The sequence below is a fragment of the Roseateles sp. AC306 genome, assembly GCF_979253795.1.
Map to the genome: position 1 here is coordinate 32139 of NZ_CEEDEB010000012.1, position 21998 is coordinate 54136.

General features: G+C 69.3%; 21 protein-coding genes. 11 read left to right on the forward strand and 10 right to left on the reverse strand.

What is annotated here, in order from left to right:
- Window positions 1-130: 130 nt before the first annotated feature.
- From AC0IZJ_RS20490 to AC0IZJ_RS20505, 4 genes are read right to left on the reverse strand one after another with little or no spacing between them, the layout of a single operon-like run.
- A complete protein-coding gene (locus AC0IZJ_RS20490; protein ID WP_471853240.1) occupies window positions 131-904 on the reverse strand; it encodes an SDR family oxidoreductase in 774 nt (257 codons plus the stop codon).
- Entirely contained in the window at window positions 901-1557 is a 657-nt protein-coding gene (lptC, locus tag AC0IZJ_RS20495; RefSeq protein ID WP_471853242.1) for an LPS export ABC transporter periplasmic protein LptC, read from the reverse strand. Before lptC ends, AC0IZJ_RS20490 begins: the two co-directional genes overlap by 4 nt.
- On the reverse strand, window positions 1554-2129 hold the full coding sequence (locus AC0IZJ_RS20500; RefSeq protein WP_471853244.1) for a KdsC family phosphatase: 576 nt from the start codon (window positions 2127-2129) through the stop codon (window positions 1554-1556). The genes lptC and AC0IZJ_RS20500 overlap by 4 nt, the downstream gene beginning before the upstream one ends.
- Window positions 2129-3115, reverse strand: coding sequence for a KpsF/GutQ family sugar-phosphate isomerase (locus AC0IZJ_RS20505; RefSeq protein WP_471853245.1), 987 nt, complete (start codon window positions 3113-3115; stop codon window positions 2129-2131). Before AC0IZJ_RS20505 ends, AC0IZJ_RS20500 begins: the two co-directional genes overlap by 1 nt.
- Before the next feature lie 132 nt (window positions 3116-3247).
- On the opposite strand from AC0IZJ_RS20505, the gene AC0IZJ_RS20510 reads away from it, so the two are divergent.
- The 5 genes from AC0IZJ_RS20510 to AC0IZJ_RS20530 all read left to right on the forward strand — a co-directional run bounded on the left by AC0IZJ_RS20510 (window position 3248) and on the right by AC0IZJ_RS20530 (window position 9239).
- The gene (locus AC0IZJ_RS20510; protein WP_471853247.1) at window positions 3248-3952 is read left to right on the forward strand and encodes a phosphatase PAP2 family protein; all 705 of its coding nucleotides are present in this window, start codon (window positions 3248-3250) and stop codon (window positions 3950-3952) included.
- Window positions 3953-4059: 107 nt separating this feature from the next.
- Window positions 4060-5850: an FAD-dependent oxidoreductase gene (locus AC0IZJ_RS20515; protein ID WP_471853249.1), complete on the forward strand. Its 1791-nt coding sequence runs from the start codon at window positions 4060-4062 to the stop codon at window positions 5848-5850.
- Window positions 5847-7682, forward strand: a complete 1836-nt coding sequence (locus AC0IZJ_RS20520; protein WP_471853251.1) for a 2-oxoacid:acceptor oxidoreductase subunit alpha — start codon at window positions 5847-5849, stop codon at window positions 7680-7682. The genes AC0IZJ_RS20515 and AC0IZJ_RS20520 overlap by 4 nt, the downstream gene beginning before the upstream one ends.
- Window positions 7679-8731: a 2-oxoacid:ferredoxin oxidoreductase subunit beta gene (locus AC0IZJ_RS20525; RefSeq protein ID WP_471853253.1), complete on the forward strand. Its 1053-nt coding sequence runs from the start codon at window positions 7679-7681 to the stop codon at window positions 8729-8731. Before AC0IZJ_RS20520 ends, AC0IZJ_RS20525 begins: the two co-directional genes overlap by 4 nt.
- A gap of 10 nt (window positions 8732-8741) precedes the next feature.
- Window positions 8742-9239: a hypothetical protein gene (locus AC0IZJ_RS20530; RefSeq protein WP_471853255.1), complete on the forward strand. Its 498-nt coding sequence runs from the start codon at window positions 8742-8744 to the stop codon at window positions 9237-9239.
- Window positions 9240-9284: 45 nt separating this feature from the next.
- On the opposite strand, the gene AC0IZJ_RS20535 is transcribed toward AC0IZJ_RS20530, so the two are convergent.
- The gene (locus AC0IZJ_RS20535) at window positions 9285-9623 is read right to left on the reverse strand and encodes a hypothetical protein (protein WP_471853257.1); all 339 of its coding nucleotides are present in this window, start codon (window positions 9621-9623) and stop codon (window positions 9285-9287) included.
- A gap of 113 nt (window positions 9624-9736) precedes the next feature.
- Between AC0IZJ_RS20535 and AC0IZJ_RS20540 the strand changes: the two genes are divergently transcribed.
- Window positions 9737-12106 (forward strand): ATP-binding cassette domain-containing protein, encoded by a 2370-nt coding sequence (locus tag AC0IZJ_RS20540; protein ID WP_471853258.1) that lies wholly within the window; start codon window positions 9737-9739, stop codon window positions 12104-12106.
- On the opposite strand, the gene AC0IZJ_RS20545 is transcribed toward AC0IZJ_RS20540, so the two are convergent.
- Both AC0IZJ_RS20545 and AC0IZJ_RS20550 read right to left on the reverse strand, forming a co-directional pair.
- Window positions 12103-13101, reverse strand: a complete 999-nt coding sequence (locus AC0IZJ_RS20545) for a formylglycine-generating enzyme family protein (RefSeq protein WP_471853260.1) — start codon at window positions 13099-13101, stop codon at window positions 12103-12105. The genes AC0IZJ_RS20540 and AC0IZJ_RS20545 overlap by 4 nt on opposite strands.
- Before the next feature lie 108 nt (window positions 13102-13209).
- Entirely contained in the window at window positions 13210-13917 is a 708-nt protein-coding gene (locus AC0IZJ_RS20550; RefSeq protein ID WP_471853261.1) for a DUF899 family protein, read from the reverse strand.
- Window positions 13918-14093: 176 nt separating this feature from the next.
- Here AC0IZJ_RS20550 and AC0IZJ_RS20555 point away from each other — a divergent pair, with 176 nt between their 5' ends.
- Window positions 14094-14342 carry a hypothetical protein gene (locus AC0IZJ_RS20555; protein ID WP_471853263.1) on the forward strand — a complete coding sequence of 83 codons (249 nt, stop codon included), beginning with the start codon at window positions 14094-14096 and terminating at the stop codon, window positions 14340-14342.
- A gap of 12 nt (window positions 14343-14354) precedes the next feature.
- Here the strand turns inward: AC0IZJ_RS20555 and AC0IZJ_RS20560 are convergent, their stop codons facing one another.
- Window positions 14355-15290 carry an NAD(P)-dependent oxidoreductase gene (locus tag AC0IZJ_RS20560; protein ID WP_471853264.1) on the reverse strand — a complete coding sequence of 312 codons (936 nt, stop codon included), beginning with the start codon at window positions 15288-15290 and terminating at the stop codon, window positions 14355-14357.
- Between the two features lie 98 nt (window positions 15291-15388).
- On the opposite strand from AC0IZJ_RS20560, the gene AC0IZJ_RS20565 reads away from it, so the two are divergent.
- The 3 genes from AC0IZJ_RS20565 (at window position 15389) to AC0IZJ_RS20575 (ending at window position 18820) form a co-directional block, all read left to right on the forward strand.
- A complete protein-coding gene (locus tag AC0IZJ_RS20565) occupies window positions 15389-17437 on the forward strand; it encodes a M13 family metallopeptidase (protein ID WP_471853265.1) in 2049 nt (682 codons plus the stop codon).
- Between the two features lie 65 nt (window positions 17438-17502).
- Window positions 17503-18204: a hypothetical protein gene (locus tag AC0IZJ_RS20570; RefSeq protein WP_471853266.1), complete on the forward strand. Its 702-nt coding sequence runs from the start codon at window positions 17503-17505 to the stop codon at window positions 18202-18204.
- Window positions 18205-18319: 115 nt separating this feature from the next.
- On the forward strand, window positions 18320-18820 hold the full coding sequence (locus AC0IZJ_RS20575; RefSeq protein ID WP_471853268.1) for an endonuclease V: 501 nt from the start codon (window positions 18320-18322) through the stop codon (window positions 18818-18820).
- A 17-nt stretch (window positions 18821-18837) separates the two neighbouring features.
- On the opposite strand, the gene AC0IZJ_RS20580 is transcribed toward AC0IZJ_RS20575, so the two are convergent.
- Both AC0IZJ_RS20580 and AC0IZJ_RS20585 read right to left on the reverse strand, forming a co-directional pair.
- The gene (locus tag AC0IZJ_RS20580; protein WP_471853270.1) at window positions 18838-19995 is read right to left on the reverse strand and encodes a GGDEF domain-containing protein; all 1158 of its coding nucleotides are present in this window, start codon (window positions 19993-19995) and stop codon (window positions 18838-18840) included.
- Complete coding sequence (locus AC0IZJ_RS20585) at window positions 19992-21179, reverse strand: GGDEF domain-containing protein (RefSeq protein ID WP_471853271.1); 1188 nt, start codon at window positions 21177-21179, stop codon at window positions 19992-19994. The genes AC0IZJ_RS20580 and AC0IZJ_RS20585 overlap by 4 nt, the downstream gene beginning before the upstream one ends.
- A 73-nt stretch (window positions 21180-21252) precedes the next feature.
- Between AC0IZJ_RS20585 and AC0IZJ_RS20590 the strand changes: the two genes are divergently transcribed.
- Entirely contained in the window at window positions 21253-21993 is a 741-nt protein-coding gene (locus tag AC0IZJ_RS20590) for an SDR family oxidoreductase (protein WP_471853273.1), read from the forward strand.
- The last annotated feature ends 5 nt before the right edge of the window (window positions 21994-21998 follow it).

The following is a 21998-nucleotide window of genomic DNA, read 5'->3' on the forward strand; positions in this document are numbered from 1 at the left end:
GGCGGCGCTGAAGCAGGTCAGCGCGCGGGCACTAGCAGGGGTGAAGCACCTTGGCCATGATGTCCTCCTTCGCCGCCCATGCAGGGCCGGCTCTCGGTCCGAAGGCGCGCAGTGTAGCCGCGCCGCCCGGCTATTCGCTCGCGCGCTTCTTGCGCGGCCGGCCGGCCAGCAGCCGGTCATACAGCGCGTTAGGCAGCAGGCGCAACAGCTTGGCCACAACGCCCATCTGCCAGGGGATGACGCGGTAGCTGACCTGCGCGCGGATGGCGCGCACGGCCTGTTCCGCGAAGTCGTCCACTGGCATCAGAAAGGGCATGGAATAGCGGTTGCCGCGCGTCAGCGGCGTGTCGATATAGCCCGGCAGCAGCGTGACCACCTTGACGCCGTAGGGTCGGCATTCGCCACGCAGGCTCTCGCAGTAGGCGACGACGGCAGCCTTGCTGGCCGAGTAGGCGCCATGGCCCGGCAGGCCGCGGATGGCGGCAACGCTGGCGATGCCGACCAGCGTGCCCGAGCCGCGCTCGTTCATCGCTGCGACGAAGGGATGGAAGGTGGCGGCCAGGCCGACGTTGTTGGTGGCAAAGGTGCGGCGCATCACGTCGAGGTCGTCGAAGTGCGCCGTGTCCATGCCGATGCTGATGCCGGCGTTGGCGATGACGACGTCGGGCAGGCCCTGGGCGGCGATGCAGTCGCGGCCCGTTTGAGCAATGGCCGCTTCGTCGGCCACGTCGGCGCCGTAGACCTTGAAGCGCGCCGGGGCGAGCTTCTGCTCGACCGCCCAGCGCTCGACCTCGGCGGTGCGGCGGGCCACCAGCGCCAGGCAGGCGCCGTCCTGGTAGTAGCGCAGCGCTAGCGCCTGGCCGATGCCGCTGGACGCGCCGGTGATGAAGACCAGTTCCGTCATCGAGCCGGCCGCGACGTGATCTGCCCCTGCGCCTTGCCGCTGAAGCTGACCTGGCCTGTCAGGTGCCGGTATTCGAAGTTCTGCGTGTTCATCGTCGTGCCGCCCTGGCGGATGGTGACGGGCAGATGGGAGCGCAGGATCTCGCTGTTGGACAGGGCCTGCAGAAACTCTCCGCGCACTTCCATCTGCGCGCGGTCGTTCTCGCCCGCGCCGGGCGGAAGGCGGCGCAGGCGCACGTCGCCCAGCAGCTGCATGTCGCTGCCGTCGCCATTGCTGAGGGCACGCCTGGCTTCGGCGATCGCGAGGCTGCCGTCGGGCGACACGGCGCGCACGCGGACCTGGTCGATCTCGACGGTGTCGGTGTCGGGGTAGTGGCGCAGCTCGGCGCCGGCGATCTGCACGTTGAGCCGGCCGTCGGCGCCGATGCGCTGGATCTCGAAGCGGGCCATGCGGTAGTCGGGCTCATGGCGCGGCGCGGCGGGTGCGCCAGGGTCGTCCAGCAGCGGCGTGTTCTTCACCAGCCACCAGGTGCCGCTGGCCAGAAACGCCATCAACAGCAACGGCAGGTAGTTGGACAGCAGGCTCTGCACGCGCCACAGCCAGGGCTGGGCCGGACGCAAGCGCGGCGTCGGTGCGGGCAGGGCCGGCGTCAAGCGGCGCCCCCGTCGAGCGTGCGGTGGTGTGCGTGCAGCAGGCGCTCGTAGTGGCCGGCTGCCATCAACAGCAGGTCGCAGAACTCGCGGGCCGCGCCATAGCCGGCGGGCGCACGGGTGACGTGGTGGGCGATGGCCAGCACCTCGGCATGGGCGCCGGGCGGGGCACAGGCAAAGCCGGCGCGGGCCAGCAGCGGCAGGTCGGGCCAGTCGTCGCCCATGGCGGCCACCTCGCCCCAGCTGGCGCCGAGTTGCGCCAGCACCGGCTCGGCGGCGGCCAGCTTGTCGCTGATGCCGTAGAGGGCGTGCGTCAGGCCCAGGTCGGCGACGCGGCGGCGCACGGCGGGGCTGTCCCGGCCGGTGATGACGACCGGCGTGATGCCCACCTGCTGTAGCGATTTCAGGCCGTGGCCGTCCAACGTCGAAAAGGCCTTGAAGGCCTCGCCGCTGTCGCCGATGTAGATGCGGCCGTCGGTCAGCACGCCGTCGACGTCGAAGAGGGCCAGCTTGACGGACAGGCCCGTGCCTTGCGCCTTGACCAGCAGTTCGGGAGGAAACACCAGCGCGGCCATCAAATTACCTTTGCGCGCATCAGGTCGTTGATGCTGATGGCGCCGAGCAGGCGCTTGTCGGCGTCGGTGACGAGCACGACGGTGATGCGCGCGGCTTCCATCAGGTCGGCGGCATCGACGGCCAGCGCGTCGGCGCCGACGGTGCGCGGCCTGGGGTGGGCGACCTCGGCGGCGGTGAGCGCGCGCAGGTCGCGGCCCTGCTCGACGAGGCGGCGCAGGTCGCCGTCGGTGAAGATGCCTTGCACGCGATCGTCGGCATCGACGATGACCGCCATGCCCAGGGCCTTGGCGCTCATCTCGCGCATCAGCTCGGTGAAGGACGTGCCGGCCGCCACGCGGGGCAGGGCGTCGCCGCTGCGCATCAGGTCGCGCACATGGGTGAGCAGCTTGCGGCCCAGCGCGCCACCGGGGTGGGAGCGGGCGAAATCCTCGGCCTTGAAGCCGCGTGCGTCCAGCAGGGCCACTGCCAGCGCGTCGCCCAGGGCCATCTGCGCCGTGGTGCTGGCGGTGGGCGCCAGTTGCAATGGGCAGGCCTCCTCGGCCACGGCGCTGTCGAGCACGACCTCGGCATGGGCGGCCAGGCTGGATTCCGGCCGGCCAGTCATGGCGATGACCGGGATGCCCAGGCGCTTGAGCACCGGCAGGATGGCGTTCAGCTCGTCGCTCTCGCCAGAGTTGGACAGGGCCAGCACGATGTCGCCGGCCGTCACCATGCCGAGGTCGCCATGCGCCGCCTCGGCCGGGTGAATGAACAGCGCAGGCGTGCCGGTGGACGCCAGCGTGGCGGCGATCTTGCGGCCGACGTGGCCGCTTTTGCCCATGCCCATGACGGCCACGCGGCCCTTGCAGACGAGGATGGCCTGCACGGCGCGGGCAAAGGACTCGCCCAGGCGGGGCGCCAGCTCGGCCAGGGCGCGCGCCTCGACCTCAAGCGCCTGGCGGCCGATGCGGATGGCGCTCTCGGCAGCAAACTCGGAAGAACTCATTCGGGCAGTGTAGACAAGGCCCTCGGGGGCGCCGGGGCTGGCGTGAACTGTGACCGTATACGGGTCTATCCCGAGTCAATCGGCCAGCCAAATGCAAGCCTTGCGGCTCGCGCGTTCGCACAATCCGCCGTCATGCAGATCAGCCTTGCTCCCAGTCTCGCGCGCGTCGCCTTGCCGGCCCGCGTGTGGGCACTGGCCCTGAGTCTGGCAGCGTTGCTGGCCTGGGATGCCAGCGGTCTGGACCTGTGGGCCATGCGGCAGGTGGGCAGCGCAGCAGGGTTCGCGCTGCGCGAGAGCTGGTTCACCACCCAGGTGGTTCACCAGGGCGGCCGGCTGCTGTCCTGGGCCGTGATGGCCTTCATCGTGCTCGTCAACCTGCGGCCCACGCTGCTGCCGCGCCTGAGCCGGCGTGACCGCCTCAGTTGGCTGCTGATCACCTTGCTTTGCCTGGCCGTGGTGTCGCTCATCAAACGCGCCAGCCTGACAAGCTGCCCCTGGGATCTGAGCGAGTTCGGTGGCACGGCGGCTTACGTGTCGCACTGGACCTTCGGCCTGCGCGACGGCGGCGGCGGGCATTGCTTCCCGTCCGGCCACGCCAGTGCGGCCTTCGCCTTCCTGTGCGGCGGTTGGGCGCTGGGCCGCGCCTATCCGCGGGCGGCGAGCGCCTGGCTCACGTGCGTCATTTCACTCGGCGTCGTCTACGGCCTGGGCCAGATGCTGCGCGGCGCCCACTACCCCAGCCACACGATGTGGACGGCCTGGATCTGCTGGGCGGTGACGGTGGCGGCGACGTCCGTCGGCCCGGGGCGCGTTCGCCGGATCGCTGTCACGGCCTGACACCAGCTTGCCGGCGCCTGCCGCCGGTGCAAAGGGTTTCCACGTTGATTTGCGGTGATCGCCAGTCCTAGACTGCCGCGACAAAACGCACCCACGGAGGAGACACCGTGCAGCGCACCGACATCTCGGACCCGGCCTATTTCCACAAGGTCGTCGATTGCCAGTGGGCCTGCCCCGCGCACACCCCTGTGCCGGAGTACATCCGGCTCATTGCCCAGGGGCGGCATGACGAGGCCTATTGGGTCAACTGGGTCAGCAACGTCTTCCCCGGCGTGCTGGGGCGGACGTGTGACCGGCCTTGCGAGCCCGCCTGCCGGCGTGGCCGGGTCGAGGAGAAGCAGGCGGCTAAGCCCGAGCCCGTGGCGATCTGTCGCTTGAAGCGTGTGGCGGCGGACAACAAGACGGACGAGTTTCGCGCCATGCTGCCCAAGCCGGCGGCGCGCAACGGCAGGCGCGTGGCCTGCGTGGGCGCGGGGCCGGCGTCGCTCGCGGTGGCGCGAGACCTGGCCCTGGAGGGCTATGCCGTCACGGTGTTCGATGGCGAGGCCAAGCCCGGCGGCTTCATCCGCACGCAGATCCCGCGCTTCCGGCTGCCGGAGCGCGTCATCGACGAGGAGTGTGGCTACATCCTCGGTTTGGGCGTGGAATGGCGTTCCGGTCAGCGCATCGCCTCGATGAAGGCGCTGCTCGCCGAAGGCTGGGATGCCGTCTTCGTTGGCTGTGGCGCGCCGCGCGGGCGTGACCTCTCACTGCCGGGGCGGCAGGAGGCGGGCGAGCAGATCCACATCGGCATCGACTGGCTGGCCAGCGTGTCCTTTGGCCATGTGACGGCCGTCGCGCCGCGCGTCATCGTGCTGGGTGGCGGCAACACGGCGATGGACTGCTGCCGCTCGGCGAGGCGGTTGGGTGCCAGCAGCGTGACGGTGGCCGTGCGCAGCGGCTATGCGCAGATGAAGGCGTCGCCGTGGGAGAAGGAGGACGCCGAGCACGAGGGCATTCCGATTCTGGACTTTCACGTGCCGCTGGCCTTCGAGCATGCCGGTGGCAAGTTGACGGGCATGCGCTTCAAAAAAGCGCAGACCGGGGAGGAGATCGTCATCCCCTGCGACGAGGTGCTGATCGCCGTCGGCCAGGAGAACAGCTTCCCGTGGATCGAGCGTGACGCGGGCATCGCCTTCGGCGACGACGGGCTGCCGGTGTTGGATGCGAAGAGCTTCCAGTCCTCTCTGCCCCACGTCTTCTTCGGCGGCGACGCGGCTTTCGGCCCGAAGAACATCATCACCGCCGTCGCCCATGGCCATGAGGCCGCTGTCAGCATCGACCGCCTGCTGCACGGCGAGCCGGTCATGCAGCGCCCGCCGCCGCATGTCAATCTCGTGTCCCAGAAGATGGGCATCCACGAGTGGAGCTACGACAACGCCATCACCAACGACCTGCGCAGCAAGGTGCCCTGGACGGCGGCCAGCATCGCACTGGCCAGCATCAAGGTCGAGGTGGAACTCGGCTTCGACGCCGCCACCGCCTTCAAAGAGGCGCAGCGCTGCCTGAACTGCGACGTGCAGACGGTGTTCGCGCCCAAGCTCTGCATCGAGTGCGATGCCTGCGTGGACATCTGCCCGATGGACTGCATCACCTTCACCGAGGACAGCGACGACAGCGCCGACCTGCGCGAGCGGCTGAACGCGCCGGCGCTGAACCTGATGCAGGACGTCTACGTCGAAGGCGGGCTGAAGACTGGCCGCATCATGGCCAAGGACGAGGACGTCTGCCTGCACTGCGGCCTGTGCGCCGAGCGCTGTCCGACGGGGGCCTGGGACATGCAGAAATTTCTGCTGGTGACGGCCAAGGCGGGTGCGTCCTGCCGCGACCACACGAGCCGCAAGGAGGTGACGGTATGAGCCGCATCGAAGCCGTCAACGACTTCGTCGTCAAGTTCGCCAACGTCAATGGCTCGGGCTCGGCCTCGGCCAACGAGCTGTTCGCCCGCGCCATCCTGCGCATGGGCGTGCCGGTCAGCCCGCGCAACATCTTCCCGAGCAACATCCAGGGCCTGCCGACCTGGTACGAGGTGCGCGTCTGCGAGGCCGGCTGGCTGGGCCGCCGCGGCGGCGTGGACCTGATGGTCGCCATGAACCCGCAGACCTGGGCCCAGGACCTGGCCGAGATCCAGCCCGGCGGCTACCTGTTCTACGACTCGACCAAGCCGATGCCGGCCAGCGCCTTCCGGCCCGACATCCACATCATCGGCATGCCGGCCACCGCCATCTGCAACGCCACCTACGACGTGCCGCGCGAGCGCACGCTGTTCAAGAACATCCTCGTGCTGGGGGCGCTGAGCGAGCTGATGGGCATCGAAGCGGCCGTCATCGAGAAGCTCTTCGCCGAGCAGTACAAGGGCAAGGAGCGGCTGCTGGACTCCAACGTCCGCGCGCTGCACGCCGGCCGCGAGTTCGCGCGGGATCACCTGTCCGTGCAGCCCTTTGGCCTGGCGGTGAAGCCAGCCGATGCCGTGGGCGACAAGGTATTCCTGGAAGGCAACGCGGCGACGGCACTGGGCTGCGTGTACGGCGGCGCGACCGTCTGCGCCTGGTATCCGATCACGCCGTCGTCGTCGGTGGCCGAGGCCTTCGAAAAGTACGCGACCAAGTTCCGCACCGACCCCGCCACCGGCGAGAAGCGCTACGCCATCGTGCAGGCCGAGGACGAGATCGCCTCCATCGGCATCATCACCGGCGCCGGCTGGAACGGCGCGCGCGCCTTCACCTGCACGTCGGGGCCGGGCGTGTCGCTGATGACCGAGTTCCTTGGCCTGGCCTACTTCGCCGAGATCCCCTTCGTCGTCATCGACGTGCAGCGCGGTGGCCCCAGCACCGGCATGCCCACGCGCACGCAGCAGGCCGACCTGCTCTCCAGCGCCTACGCGTCGCACGGCGACACGCAACATGTGCTGCTGCTGCCCGAGGACCCGCGCGAGTGCTTCGAGTTCGCGGCCGATGCACTGGACCTGGCCGAGCGCCTGCAAACGCCCGTCTTCCTGATGAGCGACCTCGACATCGGCATGAACCAGCGGCTGTGCGCGCCGCTGGAGTGGGACGACACGCGCCGCTATGACCGCGGCAAGGTCATGACGGCCGAACAGTTGGAGGCTGGCAAGGAATTCGCCCGCTACAAGGACGTGGATGGCGACGGCATCCCTTGGCGCACGCTGCCCGGCACGCATGCGAGCAAGGGCGCCTACTTCACGCGCGGCACCACGCGCAACGAGGCTGCCATCTACTCCGAGCGCGGTGAGGACTACCTGCGCAACGTCGAGCGCCTGCGCGCCAAGTTCGCCACCGCCGCGCTGCTCGCGCCGCAGCCGCTGGTGCGCGCAGCCGCGCAGAAGACCAGCGTGGGCGTCCTCTACTTCGGCTCCACCGCGCCGGCCATGGACGAGGCGCTGGCGGCGCTGGCCGAGGCCGGCATCCACATCGACGCGATGCGGCTACGCGCCTATCCCTTCCCGCCGTCGGTCGCGGAGTTCATCGAGGCGCACGACGCCGTGTTCGTCGTCGAGCAGAACCGCGACGCGCAGATGCGCCGCATGCTCGTCAACGAGCTGGAGGTGGCGCCCAAACACCTCACGCCGGTGCTGCATTTCGACGGCACGCCCATCACGGCCCGCTTCATCACCGATGCGATCACGCGCCATGTGCACGCGCTCGCCACGGCCCCGAGGAGTGCCGCATGACCTACCTCGCCAAACCCAAGCTGCATCACCCCAGCCTGACTCGCAACGCCGTCGGCTACACGCGGCGCGACTACGAAGGCAAGGTCTCCACGCTGTGCGCCGGCTGCGGCCACGATTCCATCTCCAGCGCCATCGTGCAGGCCTGCTGGCAGCTGGACATCGAGCCCCACCGCGTCGCCAAGCTCAGCGGCATCGGCTGCTCCAGCAAGACGCCCGACTACTTCCTCGGCGCCAGCCACGGCTTCAACACCGTGCACGGCCGCATGCCCAGCGTGCTGACGGGCGCCTACCTCGCCAACCGCGAGTTGCTCTACCTCGGCGTGTCGGGCGACGGCGACTCCGCCTCCATCGGCCTCGGCCAGTTCGCCCACGCGATGCGGCGCGGCGTGCGCATGGTCTACATCGTCGAGAACAACGGCGTCTATGGCCTCACCAAGGGCCAGTTCAGCGCCACGGCCGACAAGGGCTCGGTGGCCAAGAAGGGCGCCACCAACAATGACGCGGCCATCGACCTCGCCGCGCTGGCCCTGCAACTTGGCGCCACCTTTGTGGCACGCAGCTTCTCCGGCGACAAGGCCCAGCTGGTGCCACTGATCGAAGGCGCCATCCGCCACGGCGGCGCGGCCTTCATCGACGTCATCAGCCCCTGCGTGGCCTTCAACAACCACGCCGGCTCGACACGCAGTTATGACCATGTGCGCGCCCACAACGAGGCGCTCAACCGCATTGACTTCATTGACCTGGCGACCGAGCAGGTCGCCCCGCTTTCGGCCGAGACCATCGACGTGCCGCAGGCCGACGGCAGCACGCTGCGCCTAAGGAAGATGGCGCCGGACTACGACCCGACGGATCGCCTCGGCGCGATGAACGCGATGCAGCGTTTCGCGGCGGGCGGCGAGATCGCCACGGGCCTGCTTTACGTCGATCCCACCGCCAAGGACTGGCATGCCGCCCAGCGCACGGCGGCCGCGCCGCTCAACGGTCTTGGTGAAAAAGACCTCTGCCCGGGCTCGGCCGCGCTCGCAAAAATCAACGCCGGCCTGAGATGATGCGCGCGCCATGCGCCCACATCACCTCGCTCTCACTCTCGCCGCCATCCTTGCCCTGACTGCCTGCGCCAGCGCCAGCCAAGACAAGGTCGCCGGTGCCGCCACCACGCCGCTCTCCGACCTCAACGTCGTTCGCGCCGATATTCCCGAAGTGCTGCGCGCCGCCGCCGCTGCGCCCTACGCGCAGCCGGCCGATGTCAGCTGCCCGGCGCTGACCACCAGCATCCAGGCACTCGACGAAGTGCTCGGTCCTGATCTCGACGCCCCCACGGGCAAGGGAAACACCGGCCTGCTGGAGCGCGGCGAGGATGCTGCCACAGGCGCGCTGCAACGCACGGCGGAAGGCGTCATTCCGTTCCGGGGCTGGATCCGCAAGCTCAGTGGCGCCGAGCGCTACGCCCGCCAAGTCAACGCGGCCATCACGGCCGGAGGCGTGCGGCGCGGTTTCCTGCGCGGCCTGGCGGTGGCCAAGACCTGCGTGGCGACCACGCCGGCCAAGCCGGCCTGATACGAAAGTGCTGCGCCGCTTGGGCGCAGCCCGCAACTCGCGTCGCTAGCTCGGGCGCGCCCGCCCGGTGGCCGGCGTGTCGTCGTCCAGATCGATGTCGTCGATGAGTTCCTCGCTGTCGGGCGCATCGATGATGCGGTCGACATCGATGTCCGACGCCTCGGTCTCGTCCGACGCCTCGCCGGTGCCCTCGATGGGCGCCACGGCCTGGTCGCGGTTCAGCGTCACGTCGACCGGCTCGCCCGGGTCAGCGGCCGGGATGCTGCCGGCGCCCAGCATGTCGCTGCCGCTGTCCGAAATATCGGAAGGGCCGAGTGCTTCTTCATCGGTGCCCTTGGGGCGGAGGGGCGTCTTTTCGATGCCCACAAGGCTGCTGTGTCCCATGACGGTCTCCTGGTAGCGATGGATGAGTCCAGTCTGCGCCGCGAGCCGTTGTGGCAGCGTCGGACGAGGGCGAGGCTGGCGTAGGACTTTGCCCCCTGGCTATCCTCTCGGGCATGGCCACCAAGAAAACGCTCGCCGCTCCCGTGGCGGACCACCACGACCGGATTCGCGTGCAGGGCGCACGCGAGAACAACCTCAAGGACATCAGCGTCGACATCCCCAAGCGGCGGTTGACGGTGTTCACCGGCGTGTCGGGATCGGGCAAGAGCTCGCTCGTCTTCGGCACGCTCGCGGCCGAGTCGCAGCGGCTGATCAACGAGACCTACAGCGCCTTCGTGCAGGGCTTCATGCCGACGCTGGCGCGGCCGGATGTGGACGTGCTGGACGGCATCACCACGGCCATCATCGTGGACCAGGAGCGCATGGGCGCCAACGCGCGCTCCACGGTGGGCACGGCGACGGACGCCAACGCGATGCTGCGCATCCTTTTCAGCCGCCTGGGCAAGCCGCACATCGGCCCGCCCAGCGCCTTCGCGTTCAACGTGCCGTCGGTGAAGGCCACCGGTGTCATCACCGTCGACAAGGGCGATGCCAGCCAGGCGGTCAAGCAAACCTTCACCCGCACTGGCGGCATGTGCCCGCGCTGCGAGGGCATGGGCTCGGTCAGCGATTTCGACCTGACCCAGCTCTACGACTCGGCCAAGTCGATCAACGAAGGTGCCATCACCATCCCCGGCTACAGCATGGACGGCTGGTCCGGCCGCATCTTCCGCGCCTGCGGCTTCTTCGACCCCGACAAGCCGATTGCCAAGTTCACCAAGCGCGAACTGCACGACCTCCTGCACAAGGAGCCGACCAAGATCAAGGTCTCCGGCATCAACCTGACCTATGCCGGTCTGATCCCGTCCATCCAGAAGTCCTTCCTGTCCAAGGACGTGGAGGCGCTGCAACCGCACATCCGCGCCTTCGTTGAGCGCGCCATCACCTTCACCACCTGCCCCGAATGCGGCGGCTCGCGGCTGGGCGAAGCGGCGCGGTCTTCGCGCATCGGCAAACTCAACATCGCCGAAGCCTGCGCGATGCAGATCAGCGACCTGGCCGACTGGGTGCGCGCGCTGAAGGCGCCTAACGTCGCGCCGCTGCTGACCGCGCTGCAGCACTTGCTCGACGCCTTCGTCGAGATCGGCCTGGGCTATCTGTCGCTGGACCGGCCCTCCGGCACGCTGTCCGGTGGCGAGGCGCAGCGCACGAAGATGATCCGCCACCTCGGCTCGGCGCTGACCGACGTGACCTATGTCTTCGACGAGCCGACCATCGGCCTGCACCCGCATGACATCGGCCGCATGAACGAGCTGCTGCTGCGCCTGCGCGACAAGGGCAACACGGTGCTGGTTGTCGAGCACAAGCCCGAGGTCATCGCCATTGCCGACCACGTCATCGACCTCGGGCCGCGCGCCGGGTCGGGCGGCGGCGAGGTCGTCTACCAGGGCAGCGTCGAGGGCCTGCGCAAGAGCGGCACGCTGACCGGCCGCCACCTGGATGACCGCGCCGTGTTGAAGGCCGCCATGCGCAAACCCAAGGGCGCGCTCAAGGTGCGCGGCGCCAGCACGCACAACCTGAAGAAGGTGGACGTCGACATCCCGCTGGGCGTGCTCGTCGTCGTCACCGGCGTGGCGGGCTCGGGCAAGAGCTCGCTGATCCACGGCTCGGTCGCCAAACTGGACGACGTCGTCGCCATCGACCAGGCCGCCATCCGCGGCTCGCGGCGCAGCAACCCGGCCACCTACACCGGGCTGCTCGACCCCATCCGCAGCGCCTTCGCCAAGGCCAATGGCGTCAAGCCGGCCCTCTTCAGCGCCAACTCCGAAGGCGCCTGCCCGGCCTGCAACGGCGCGGGCGTCATCTTCACGGACCTCGGCCCCATGGCGAGCGTGGCGACAACGTGTGAGGACTGCGAGGGCAAGCGCTTCCAGCCGGCGGTGCTGGAATACAAGCTGGCGGGGCGCGACATCAGCGAGGTGCTGGCCATGCCGGTCACCGAGGCCACCGCCTTCTTCGCCTCGGCAAAAGTCCCGGCGGCCCACGCCATCCTGGAGCGCCTGGCCGACGTGGGCCTGGGCTACCTCAGCCTGGGCCAGCCGCTGACCACGCTGTCAGGCGGTGAACGCCAGCGCCTGAAGCTCGCCACCCACATGGCCGAGAAGGGCGGCATCTATGTGCTGGATGAACCGACGACCGGCCTGCACCTGGCCGACGTGGCGCAGCTGCTGGCGCTGCTGGACCGGCTGGTCGACAGCGGCAAATCGGTCATCGTCATCGAGCACCACCAGGCCGTCATGGCGCATGCAGACTGGCTGATCGACCTCGGACCGGGCGCCGGGCATGACGGTGGCAAGGTCGTCTTCGAAGGTACGCCGGCGGCGCTGGTCAAGAAGCCGGGGACATTGACGGCCAAGCACCTTGCCGCTTACATCGGCGGTTAGGGGGCGGCGTCTCTGACCAACCGGATGCCCACCAGCGTGTAGCGCGTCTCCGGCGTGTTCCAGTTGCGGTAGGAGCAGCGCGCATACAGCGACCAGCTGTGCCAGGAGCCGCCACGGCGCACCTTGGTGTCGCCCGCCGCAGGGCCTGTCGGGTCGGCGGGCGGCGACTGCGCGTAGTAGCCCTCGCCATACCAGTCCGCCGTCCATTCCCACACGTTGCCATGCAGGTCGAACAGGCCGAAGGCGTTGGGCGCATAGGAACCGACCGGCGCCGTGAAGGCGTGGCCGTCATGGCCGGCGAGGGCGCGGTCGCGCCATTGGGGCCATAGCGCAGCGGTGTCGGCGTCGAAGGTGTTGCCTGCGCGCACCAGACCCTCGGGGTCGTTGCCATGCTGGTAGCGGCCCTGCCGGCCGGCGCGGCAGGCGTACTCCCATTCCGCCTCGGTCGGCAACCGGTAGCGCCGGCCTTCCTGGGCGGACAGCCAGCGGGCCAGGGCCATCGCGTCGTGCCAGGTGACATTGACGACCGGGTGGTCATCGCCCTGCGGGAAGCCGGGGTTCTGCCAGGAGTAGACCGGCCGGCGGCCCTCGAAAGCGTCGTTGCGCGGACTGGTGGCAGGGTCGTAGGCGACGTTGTAGCCATAGCCGCCGGTGCCGTCGGCGACGGATTGGGGCACATGGCCCGAGCGCTGCAGGAAGGCGCGGAACTGGCCCACCGTGACCTCATGCCGGCTCATCTCGAAAGGCCGCGTGATGCGCACGACGTGCACGGGCGCCTCGTCGGTCAGCCGCTCGAAGCGGGATGGGTCCAGGGCCGGGTAGGCGGCGGTCAGGGTGGCGACCGACTCGTCGCTGCCCATCCTGAACTCGCCTGCCGGCAGGCGCACGAAGCCGATGCCCAGCGAGTCGACCAGCGGCCCGGCTGCCAGCGACGGCACCGCAGCGACGGCGAGCAGCGCGGTCAATGACAGTTGGACGATCAAGTGCTGTGGCATGCCGGCATTCTGCAGAAGCTGAAGCCGGGAGATTGCCAGGGGCGCGGGCCATCAACGTCCCCAAGCGGCACGACGGGCCGGCCCGTCGATCCGTGCTTGGCGGCGCGGTCAGTACTGCAGCTTCGGATACCAGTTGCCTGGCCGCCCCTCGGGCGTCAGGTCCAGGATGGACCACAGCGACGCGATGTCCGGCGCGTCGCGCGGGTCCTGGCCGGGGTCGGCCATGGCCTTGGTCATCTCGCTCGCCCAGAACAGGCGCACCTCTTTGCCGTCCTTGCCGCTGCGCTTGAAGACGACCAGGGCCGGGTACTCGCTGCCGTCGGGCTGCAGCAGGCCCAGGTCCTTGGCGTAGTCGTCGCCCACGGTCTGCACGAAGTTCAGGTCCCGCCAGCCGCGCTCCTGCGCAAAGGCGTACTGGCGCTCGACAGGCGAGCGGCCGAGGATCTTCAGCGCCACGTTCTGCTTGATGTCTGCCGCATTGCCGTTGACCGCACCCAGCCAGTTGGTGCACATCGGGCAGGGCCGCTGGCGCTGCGGGCCGTACATCCAGAAGTAGGTCACCAGCGTGTCCTTGTCGCCGAACAGGTCGGCCAGGCTCGCGTCGAAGCCTTGTTCGTCCTTGAAGCGATAGTCCTTGCTGATCACCGGGCCGGGCGGCAGCGCGCGGCGTTGTTCGCCCAGGCGCGTCATGTGGCGGCGGAACTCGATTTCCTCGGCCAACAGGGCTTGGCGTGCGGTCTCGTAGTCTACGGAGGCACCAGGGAAGGGCGTTTTCGCCTGACGGGCCAGTTCAGCGGAGGGGATGAGGTCGGGCATGGCAGCTCCCGCGACTAAAAAGGCGATGCTGAGCGCCATGGCGGTGCATGGCTGTCGGCCACGGGCAAGCCTGCTTGCGGGCGAACGCCTACAGGCTCACACTCGGCACCGGGTCGCCTGTCGCTGCTTCGGTGCGAATGGCGTCTGTTCCTGACAAGCCCTCTTCAAGCAACGTCATGATGCCTCTGCCCACGCCCCGCCGCCTGCTGGATGCGCTGGCCTCGCAGCGCCGTTCCATTGATCAAGCGATCAACCGCAGCAACGAGCCCGTGCTGCACTTCGACAGCCTGCCGGCGCCGCCGGCGTCCGCCGCGCCACCGCCGCTGCTGCGCCGGGCCATCGAGCTTGAGCTGGAGGAGGGCAGCCGCCGCCTCTACGTGCCGATGGCCGAGGAAGAGGTCGTCGAACGGTCGCGCGGCAAGTAGCGGCAGTCCGCCTCAGATCGGCGTCGGCAAAGACGCGCCGCTTCGTAAAGCCTCGACGTTGGCAATGAAGTTCTGCACCGTGGCGGCGATGGACTGCGGTGACCACCCGGCCACGTGCGGCGTCAGGATGACGTTGTCGAAGGCCAGCAATTCCGCAGGCGGCTGCGGCTCGCTCTCGTAGACATCCAGCGCCGCACCGGCAATCTGGCCGGCCCGCAGCGCGGCCACCAGCGCCGCCGTGTCGATGCAGCTGCCACGCGCGATGTTGACGACGTGGCCGCCGGCGCCCAGGGCCGCCAGCACCTCGGCGTTGACGATGTGCCGGGTTGCCGCACCGCCGGGCGTGGCCACGACGAGGTCGTCGGCCCAGGCGGCCAGGCCAGCGGCGCTGTTGAAATAGCTGGCGTCGCCGGCATCGGCCTTGGGTTGGCGGTTGTGATAGCCGATGACCATGCCGAAGGCCGCCGCGCGCCCGGCGATCTTGCGGCCGATGCCGCCCAGGCCGATGACACCCAGGCGCCGGCCGGTGAAGCTGGGGTAGAGCGGCAGCGCGTCGCGCCAGAGGCCGGCGCGCACGGCCAGGCCTTGCCGGGGCAGGGTGCGCACGCTGGCCAGCAGCAGGGCCAGCGCGTGGTCGGCCACGCAGTCGTCGTTAGTGCCAGCCCCGTTGCACAGCGCCACGCCGCGCGCGCGGGCGGCGGCCAGGTCGAGGTTCTCGTAGCCGGCGCCCTGGGCGGCCAGCAGCTTCAGCTTCGGGCACGCAGCAATCTCGGCGGCCGTGAAGCCGACCGAGCCGTTGGTCAGCACCAGTTCGATGTCGGCCCCATGGGCGGCGATTGCAGCAGCACGCGAGGCGGCGTCCGTCGCTTCGATGACGCGAAAGCGCGCCAGCAGCGCGGCCTTGTGCTCGGCGGCAATCGGCACGAGCAGCAGCAGGGTGTCGTTCATGTGGCCATCATGCCGCGCCTGTCTCCTCTGCGGCCGCTGACGAATGGCAGAGCCCGAGGGCACGCCCACAATTGCCGCACTTCATACCGAGCTTTGCCATGAAACGACTGCTGCTTCCCGCCCTGCTCGCGGCCACGCTGGCCGCCCACGCGGCCGATGAGACGCCGCTGGACGCGCTGCCCTACACGCCCAGCCTGGACGCTGCCGCCATGGACCGCAGCGCCGACCCCTGCGACGACCTCTACCGCTTTGCCTGCGGCGCCTGGAGCAAGACCAACCCCATTCCCGCAGACCAGTCGCGCTGGTCCGTCTACGCCAAGATGGCCAACGAGAACCAGCGCTACCTGTGGGGCGTGCTGAACAAACTGGGCGACACCGCAGCCGAGCGCAACGCCAACCAGGCCAAGCTGGGCGACTACTTTGCCAGCTGCATGGACGAAGGCGCCGTGCAGGCCGCCGGCTTGACCGGCCTGCAGCCGCTGCTGGACCGCATTGCCGCGCTGAAGGCCAAGGGCGACCTGCCCGGCCTGCTGGCAGAGCTGCAGCTGGCGGCCGGCAATGACCGGCTCTTCTTCGGCTTCAGCGCCGGCCAGGACTTTGCCGACGCGACGCGCCAGATCGCCTTTGCCACGGCCGGCGGCCTGGGCCTGCCCGACCGCGACTACTACCTCAAGCGCGACGCCAAGACGCTGAAGATCCGCAACGCCTACGAGGCCCATGTGGCCCAGGTCTTCGTGCTGCTGGGTGAGTTACCCGCTGCGGCCAAGGCGGCCGCGCACAGCGTGCTGGCCACCGAGACCGCGCTGGCCAGGGCTTCGCTGAGCAAGGTCGACAAGCGCGACCCCTACAAGACCTTCCACGTCGTCGATGCCGCCGGCCTGAAGGCGCTCATGCCCGGCTTCGACTGGGCCAGCTACCAAGCCGCGTTGGGCACAGCGCCCTGGCATGCGCGCTACAACGTCACCGAGCCGGCCTTCTTCAAGGCCCTCGGCGCGCGCCTGCAGGGCATGAGCCTGGGCGACCTCCGGACCTACCTGCGCTGGCAGCTCACCAGCAGCCTCAGCCCCGCGCTGGACAACCGCCTGGTGCAGGCCAACTTCGACTTCTACGGCCAGACGCTGACCGGCCAGCCGCAGATCAAGCCACGCTGGAAGCGCTGCGTGCAGCTGGTCGATGTGCAGCTTGGCGAGGCGCTGGGCCAGGAGTTCGTGGCGCGCAACTTCACGCCCGAGCTGAAGGCCGCCACCGTGCAGATGACCGACGAGATCGAGGCCGCGATGGCACGCAGCATCGACAGCCTGGCCTGGATGAGCGCCGAGACCAAGGCCAAGGCGCACGCCAAGCTCAAGACCATCGTCAACAAGGTCGGCTACCCCGACCGCTGGCGCGACTACGCCGGCCTGGCCGTGCAGCGCGGCGACTTTCTCGGCAACGTCGTGCGCGGCAATGCCTTCGAGGCGAAGCGCCGCCTGGCCAAGATCGGCCAGCCGCTGGACCGCGGCGAATGGGGCATGACGCCACAGACCGTCAACGCCTATTACGACGCACAGATGAACGACATCAACTTCCCGGCCGGCGTGCTGCAGCCACCGCTTTACGACCCCAAGCTCGACGAGGCGCCCAACTACGGCAACACCGGCGGCACCATCGGCCACGAGCTGACCCACGGCTTCGACGACGAAGGCCGCCAGTTCGACGCCCAGGGCAACCTGAAGAGCTGGTGGACGAAGAAGGACGGCCAGGAGTTCGAGAAGCGCGCCGCCTGCGTGTCCAGCCAGTACGCGAAGTACACCGTCGTTGATGAGATCAAGATCAATTCCAGGCTGACGCTGGGCGAGGATCTGGCCGACCTCGGCGGCTTGGTACTGGCATGGGAAGCCTGGAAGGCGCACATGCAAGGCAAGCCCGGAGAGTCCAGGGATGGCCTGACTCCCGAGCAGCGCTTCTTCGTGGGCTTCGCCCAATGGGACTGCGCCGACGCCCGCCCCGAGCAATTGCGCGTGCAGGCCAAGGTGGACCCGCATTCACCCGCCAAATGGCGCATCAACGGCGTCGTCGTCAACATGCCGGAGTTCGAGAAGGCGTTTGCATGCAAGCCCGGCGCCAAGCTCGTGAAGCCGGCGGGGCAGCGGTGCAAGGTGTGGTGAGCGGCGCCCGTTGACGGCAGCGCGCGCGGCCAGCATCATCCTCTGCCGTCCCTGCCTGGCCGCGCATGAATATGCGTTTGCCTTCCAGTTCAGGCGGCGAGGCGGATCGCAAAATCACTGCCCTGGGGGTGCCCGGGCGAACTGGGAGACCAACCATGTCCAATCATTGCAAGCAATACACGGTGATGGAGGTCAGGCGGCTGATCGAGGCCTCTGAAGGCAAGGGGCCGGGGGTCGGGGGCCATGCCATCAAGGAGCACGGCAACGCCCGTGTCGACGTCACGAGCCGTGGCAAGGGCAAGGACGGCGCCTTCAATCGCGGCTGGTCGGTCGCGGTCAAGCCCACCTCCTCGTTCGAGGACTCGATCATGAAAGGTGTGTTCGACGACGACTACGAGCCGGAACCTGCGCACATCAATCGCTTCAGCAAGTCCAGCGACCAGTACCTTGCGGTCTGCAACGCACTGAACTCGGACTGGGGTCAGGTCAAGCTCAAGGAACTCGACGGCGAGGCGGAGGTTGGAACCTTTTCACGCGTCTTTGACGCCGAGGTGAACCTTGGGCTGCGCGATGGCAAGAGCCTGGTGCCGACGGTGCGCAACGCCGACGGCAATGTCGAATCACAGTCAGGTTTTGCCCAGGTTCACATCGAACTCTTCAAGATCGCGGGTGCGCTGCATCTGCACACAGCCTTCGCCGTGCAGACGGCGCCCGGCAAGAACGCAAAAAAAGACCGCGCCCGGGCCATTCGGAACGCGCACCTCTGACCTTCGGTGACGGGCTGGTGAATCGGCCAGGAAGCTGCTCGACGGCGGCTGCCGCTCAAAGCCAGGCGCCGAACCGCGCAGTGCAGCGGCCTGTCAGAGCAACTCATACTCCGGCATGAAACTCACAGTCGCTGTTCACTTCGATGGCGCGCAGGCGAATGCCGCCGCTGTGGCTTTTGACGACTGGGGTGCCGCGGAAGCGACGAAGACCTATGTCTCGCGCATTGCCCATGTCGAGAAAGCCGTGCGAGGAGAACTCGACCTGCGAGAGCTCCCCTGCGTGATGCAGCTGCTGCGCGAGCACGGCCTGGAGCCGGAGCTCGTGCTGGTCGAAGGCTTCGTCCATCTCGACGCAGACGAAGCGCCCGGCCCAGGCCTGTACCTGTATCAGGCGCTGGGCGGCAAGGTGCCCATCGTCGGTGTCTCGAAGAAGAGCCTGCCGGGTCTGTCTGCACAGTTCGAGGTCATGCGGGAAGAGGAAACACCACCGCTGCTTGTGACGTGCGCGGGGATCGACATTGGTGCAGCCAAGGCGCGACTGCGTGCCATGCACGGCAGGAAGCGTGTTCCTACGCTCATGAAGCTCGCCGCCCGGCTGGCAAAAAGCCAGGACTGATCAGCGACCGCCGCGGTTCAGGCCTGCACCACGTTGCGCCCCTGCGCCTTGGCCCGATACATCGCTGCATCGGCCCGTGCCAGCACCGCGTCGCTGCTCGCGTCACCGCGCTCGGCCTCGGCGATACCGAAGCTGGCGCTCAGCGGCCAGTCCTGCTCCAGCCAGCGCAACGGCGTGGCGTTCACCAGCGCGCGCATGCGCTCGGCCACCAGCGCTGCGCCGGCGATGTCGGTGTCGGGCAGCAGCACGCAGAACTCCTCGCCGCCCAGGCGGCCGAAGCGGTCCACCTCGCGCAGGCAGGGCTGCAGCTCTTGCACCATCTGGCGCAGTGCGGCATCGCCGGCAGCGTGGCCCAGGTTGTCGTTGAGCTGCTTGAAGCGGTCCATGTCGATCATGACGAGGGCATAGCCGCGGCCGCGCTTGAGCCAGGCGTGGGCCTGGTCCAGGGCGTGGTCGAAGGCGCGGCGGTTGAGCGTGTCGGTCAGCGGGTCGCGCTCCAGCAGGCGCTCGATGCGGCGGATCAGGCGCATCAGCACGAGGAAGGCCAGCGTCGCGTTCTGCAGCAGCGTCAGCACCAGGGCCGTCCACAGGAAGGCGATGTTGAACTCGTTGGGCACGCGCATGTCGGGCGTGCCGCCGGGCTGGATGAAGGTCTCCATGCCGCGCACCGCCATCAGCACCGCGATGAGGAAGAGCGGCAGCGCCAGCGCCGCCGGTGTGCGGCGGCCCTCGGCAGCGCCCAGGTGGCGCCAGACCGTGATACCGGCCGCCGCCGTCAGCGCCGCGCCCATGCCGTTGACGATGCGGGCCGGCCAGTGCAGGTCGCCGTCGTAGGGCAGCGCCAACAGCAGGAGCGAAGTGGCCGCGACGGCGACGGCTGCCGGCTGCCAGGGCAGCCGGCGCGTGACGATGCCCGGCACGGCCACGCTCAGCAGCGCGAAGGAGGCCACGGCGAGGACATCACCGGGGCGGTAGGTCAGCACATCGGGCAGCACGCCGCGCAGCGCATGCAGCGTCAGCGACAGCGCGGCCGCGAGGTTGGCGCCGGCCATCGTCAGCGAGGCGCGCGGCGCGATGCGTGCAACCAGGGCGAGCGCCAGCCACACCAGCGTTGACACGGTGGCGATCATGATGATGGCCGCCAGCAGCGTGAGCGTCTGCGCCGGGGAGATCACGGTGCGCCCCGCAGGTGCGTGGCCACGCAGACACGGTTGCGGCCCTCGGCCTTGGCGCGGTAGAGCTCGCCATCGGCGCGCACCAGGCCGACGTTGCCCTTGGGGTCGCCCGTCACCGGCAGAGCCACGCCGAAGCTGGCGGTCAGCGGCAACACCTGGCCCTGCCACAGCAGGGGCTGCGCCGCCAGCGCGGCGCGCAGCCGCTCGGTGACGGCGGCAGCAGTGGCCAGGTCGGCGGGCGAGGCCAGCGGCAGCAGTGCGCAGAACTCCTCCCCGCCCAGGCGGCCCAGGCTGTCCACCGCGCGCAGGCTGGCCTGCCAGATGCTCACGCAGTGCAGCAGGGCGGCGTCGCCGGCGAGGTGGCCATGGGCATCGTTGATGCGCTTGAAGTGGTCGATGTCGATCATGGCCAGCGCGAAGCCATGGCCGCGCTGCAGCTGGGCCTGGGCGTTGTCCAGCGCCTGCTCGAAGGCGCGGCGGTTGAGCGCGCCGGTCAGCGGGTCGCGGTGGGTCAGGTGCTGAATGCGCGCGATGACGCGCCAGATCATCAGCGCGATGAGGCTGAGCGTGATGCTGGCCGTGACGATGAACCAGAGCACGGCGCGCTCGGCCGAGGGCAGCTCAGCCTGCAGCAGGTGGCCATGCCAGCCGGGTTCGCGCAGCAGCTCGGCGGCGTGGGTCAGGCTCATCAGGGCGAGCAGGGCGAACGGCAGCGTCGTGCAGGCGGTAACGATGCGCGAGAGCTGGCCACCCACGCCGCGCACCACCTCGCGCACGGCCAGCAAGGCCAGCACCGCCACTGCGGTCGAGCCGGCCAGCTCGGCGGCCAGCCCCGAGCCGCCGGCCAGGCCGGCCGCGATGCCCAGCGCGCCCAGGCCGCCCACCCAGGCGATGTCGCGCGGGCGCTGCCGGCTGCGCAGCATGCGGCGCAGTGCCAGCAGCAGCAGCACGATGCAGCCCAGCAGTCCGAACTCATGCACAGCCTGGCGCAGCGGTTCCGGCCAGCTGGCGAGGTTGGCGCTGGCGTTCTGGGTCGCGAAGCGCAGCACATGGGCCGCCGCCATCAGCCGGCTGGCGCGCGGCGCGATGCGAAAGACCTGGGCCAGCGTCACCCAGGCCAGCGCCGCCATCAGGTTGAAGAGGGCGCTGACCTGGAGGACGGTGGGGACGTCGAGGAATTCCATTGCGGCTTGGGGTTAGGGCCTGCTGGCAGGCCCCTGGAGCAGCATCTTCGTCGACAAGGCCACAATGCCGCGCATGTCGGCCTGGGTCTTGATCACCGGGGGTTCGCGTGGCATCGGCGCGGCCACCGCATGGCGCTGCGCCGAGGCCGGCTGGGACGTGGCCATCAACTATGCGCAGGATAGCGTTGCCGCCGAGGCGCTCGCCGCGAGATTGCGGGCACTCGGTCGACGCGCGCTGACCCTGCAGGGCGATGTGGCCGACGAGGCGCAGGTGGCCGCGATGTTCGAGCGCCTGGACGCTGCGGGCGGGCGCCTGGGTGGCCTGGTCAACAACGCGGGCATCGTCGCCCCGGCCGCGCGGCTGGAGGCGATGGCGCCCGAGCGCTGGCGGCGGCTGTTCGACGTCAACGTCATCGGCACGCTGCTGTGCTGCCAGCAGGCGGCGCGGCGCATGAGCATCCGGCAGGGCGGCGCGGGCGGATCCATCGTCAACGTCAGCTCGCGCGCGGCCGAGTTCGGCTCGGCCGGCATCTACGTCGACTACGCCGCCACCAAGGGCGCCGTCGACACGCTGACCCGGGGCCTGGCGCGGGAGTTGATCGCCGAGGGCATCCGCGTCAACGGCGTGCGGCCGGGCATCATCGAGACGGACATCCATGCGAACAGCGGCATGGACGCGACTGCCGCGGCGACCACCATCCCCATCCAGCGCCTGGGCCGCGCCGAGGAGGTGGCCGAGGCGATTGCCTGGCTGCTGAGCGATGCGGCGAGCTACACGGTCGGGGCCTTGCTCGACGTCGCAGGTGGGCGCTAGGAACG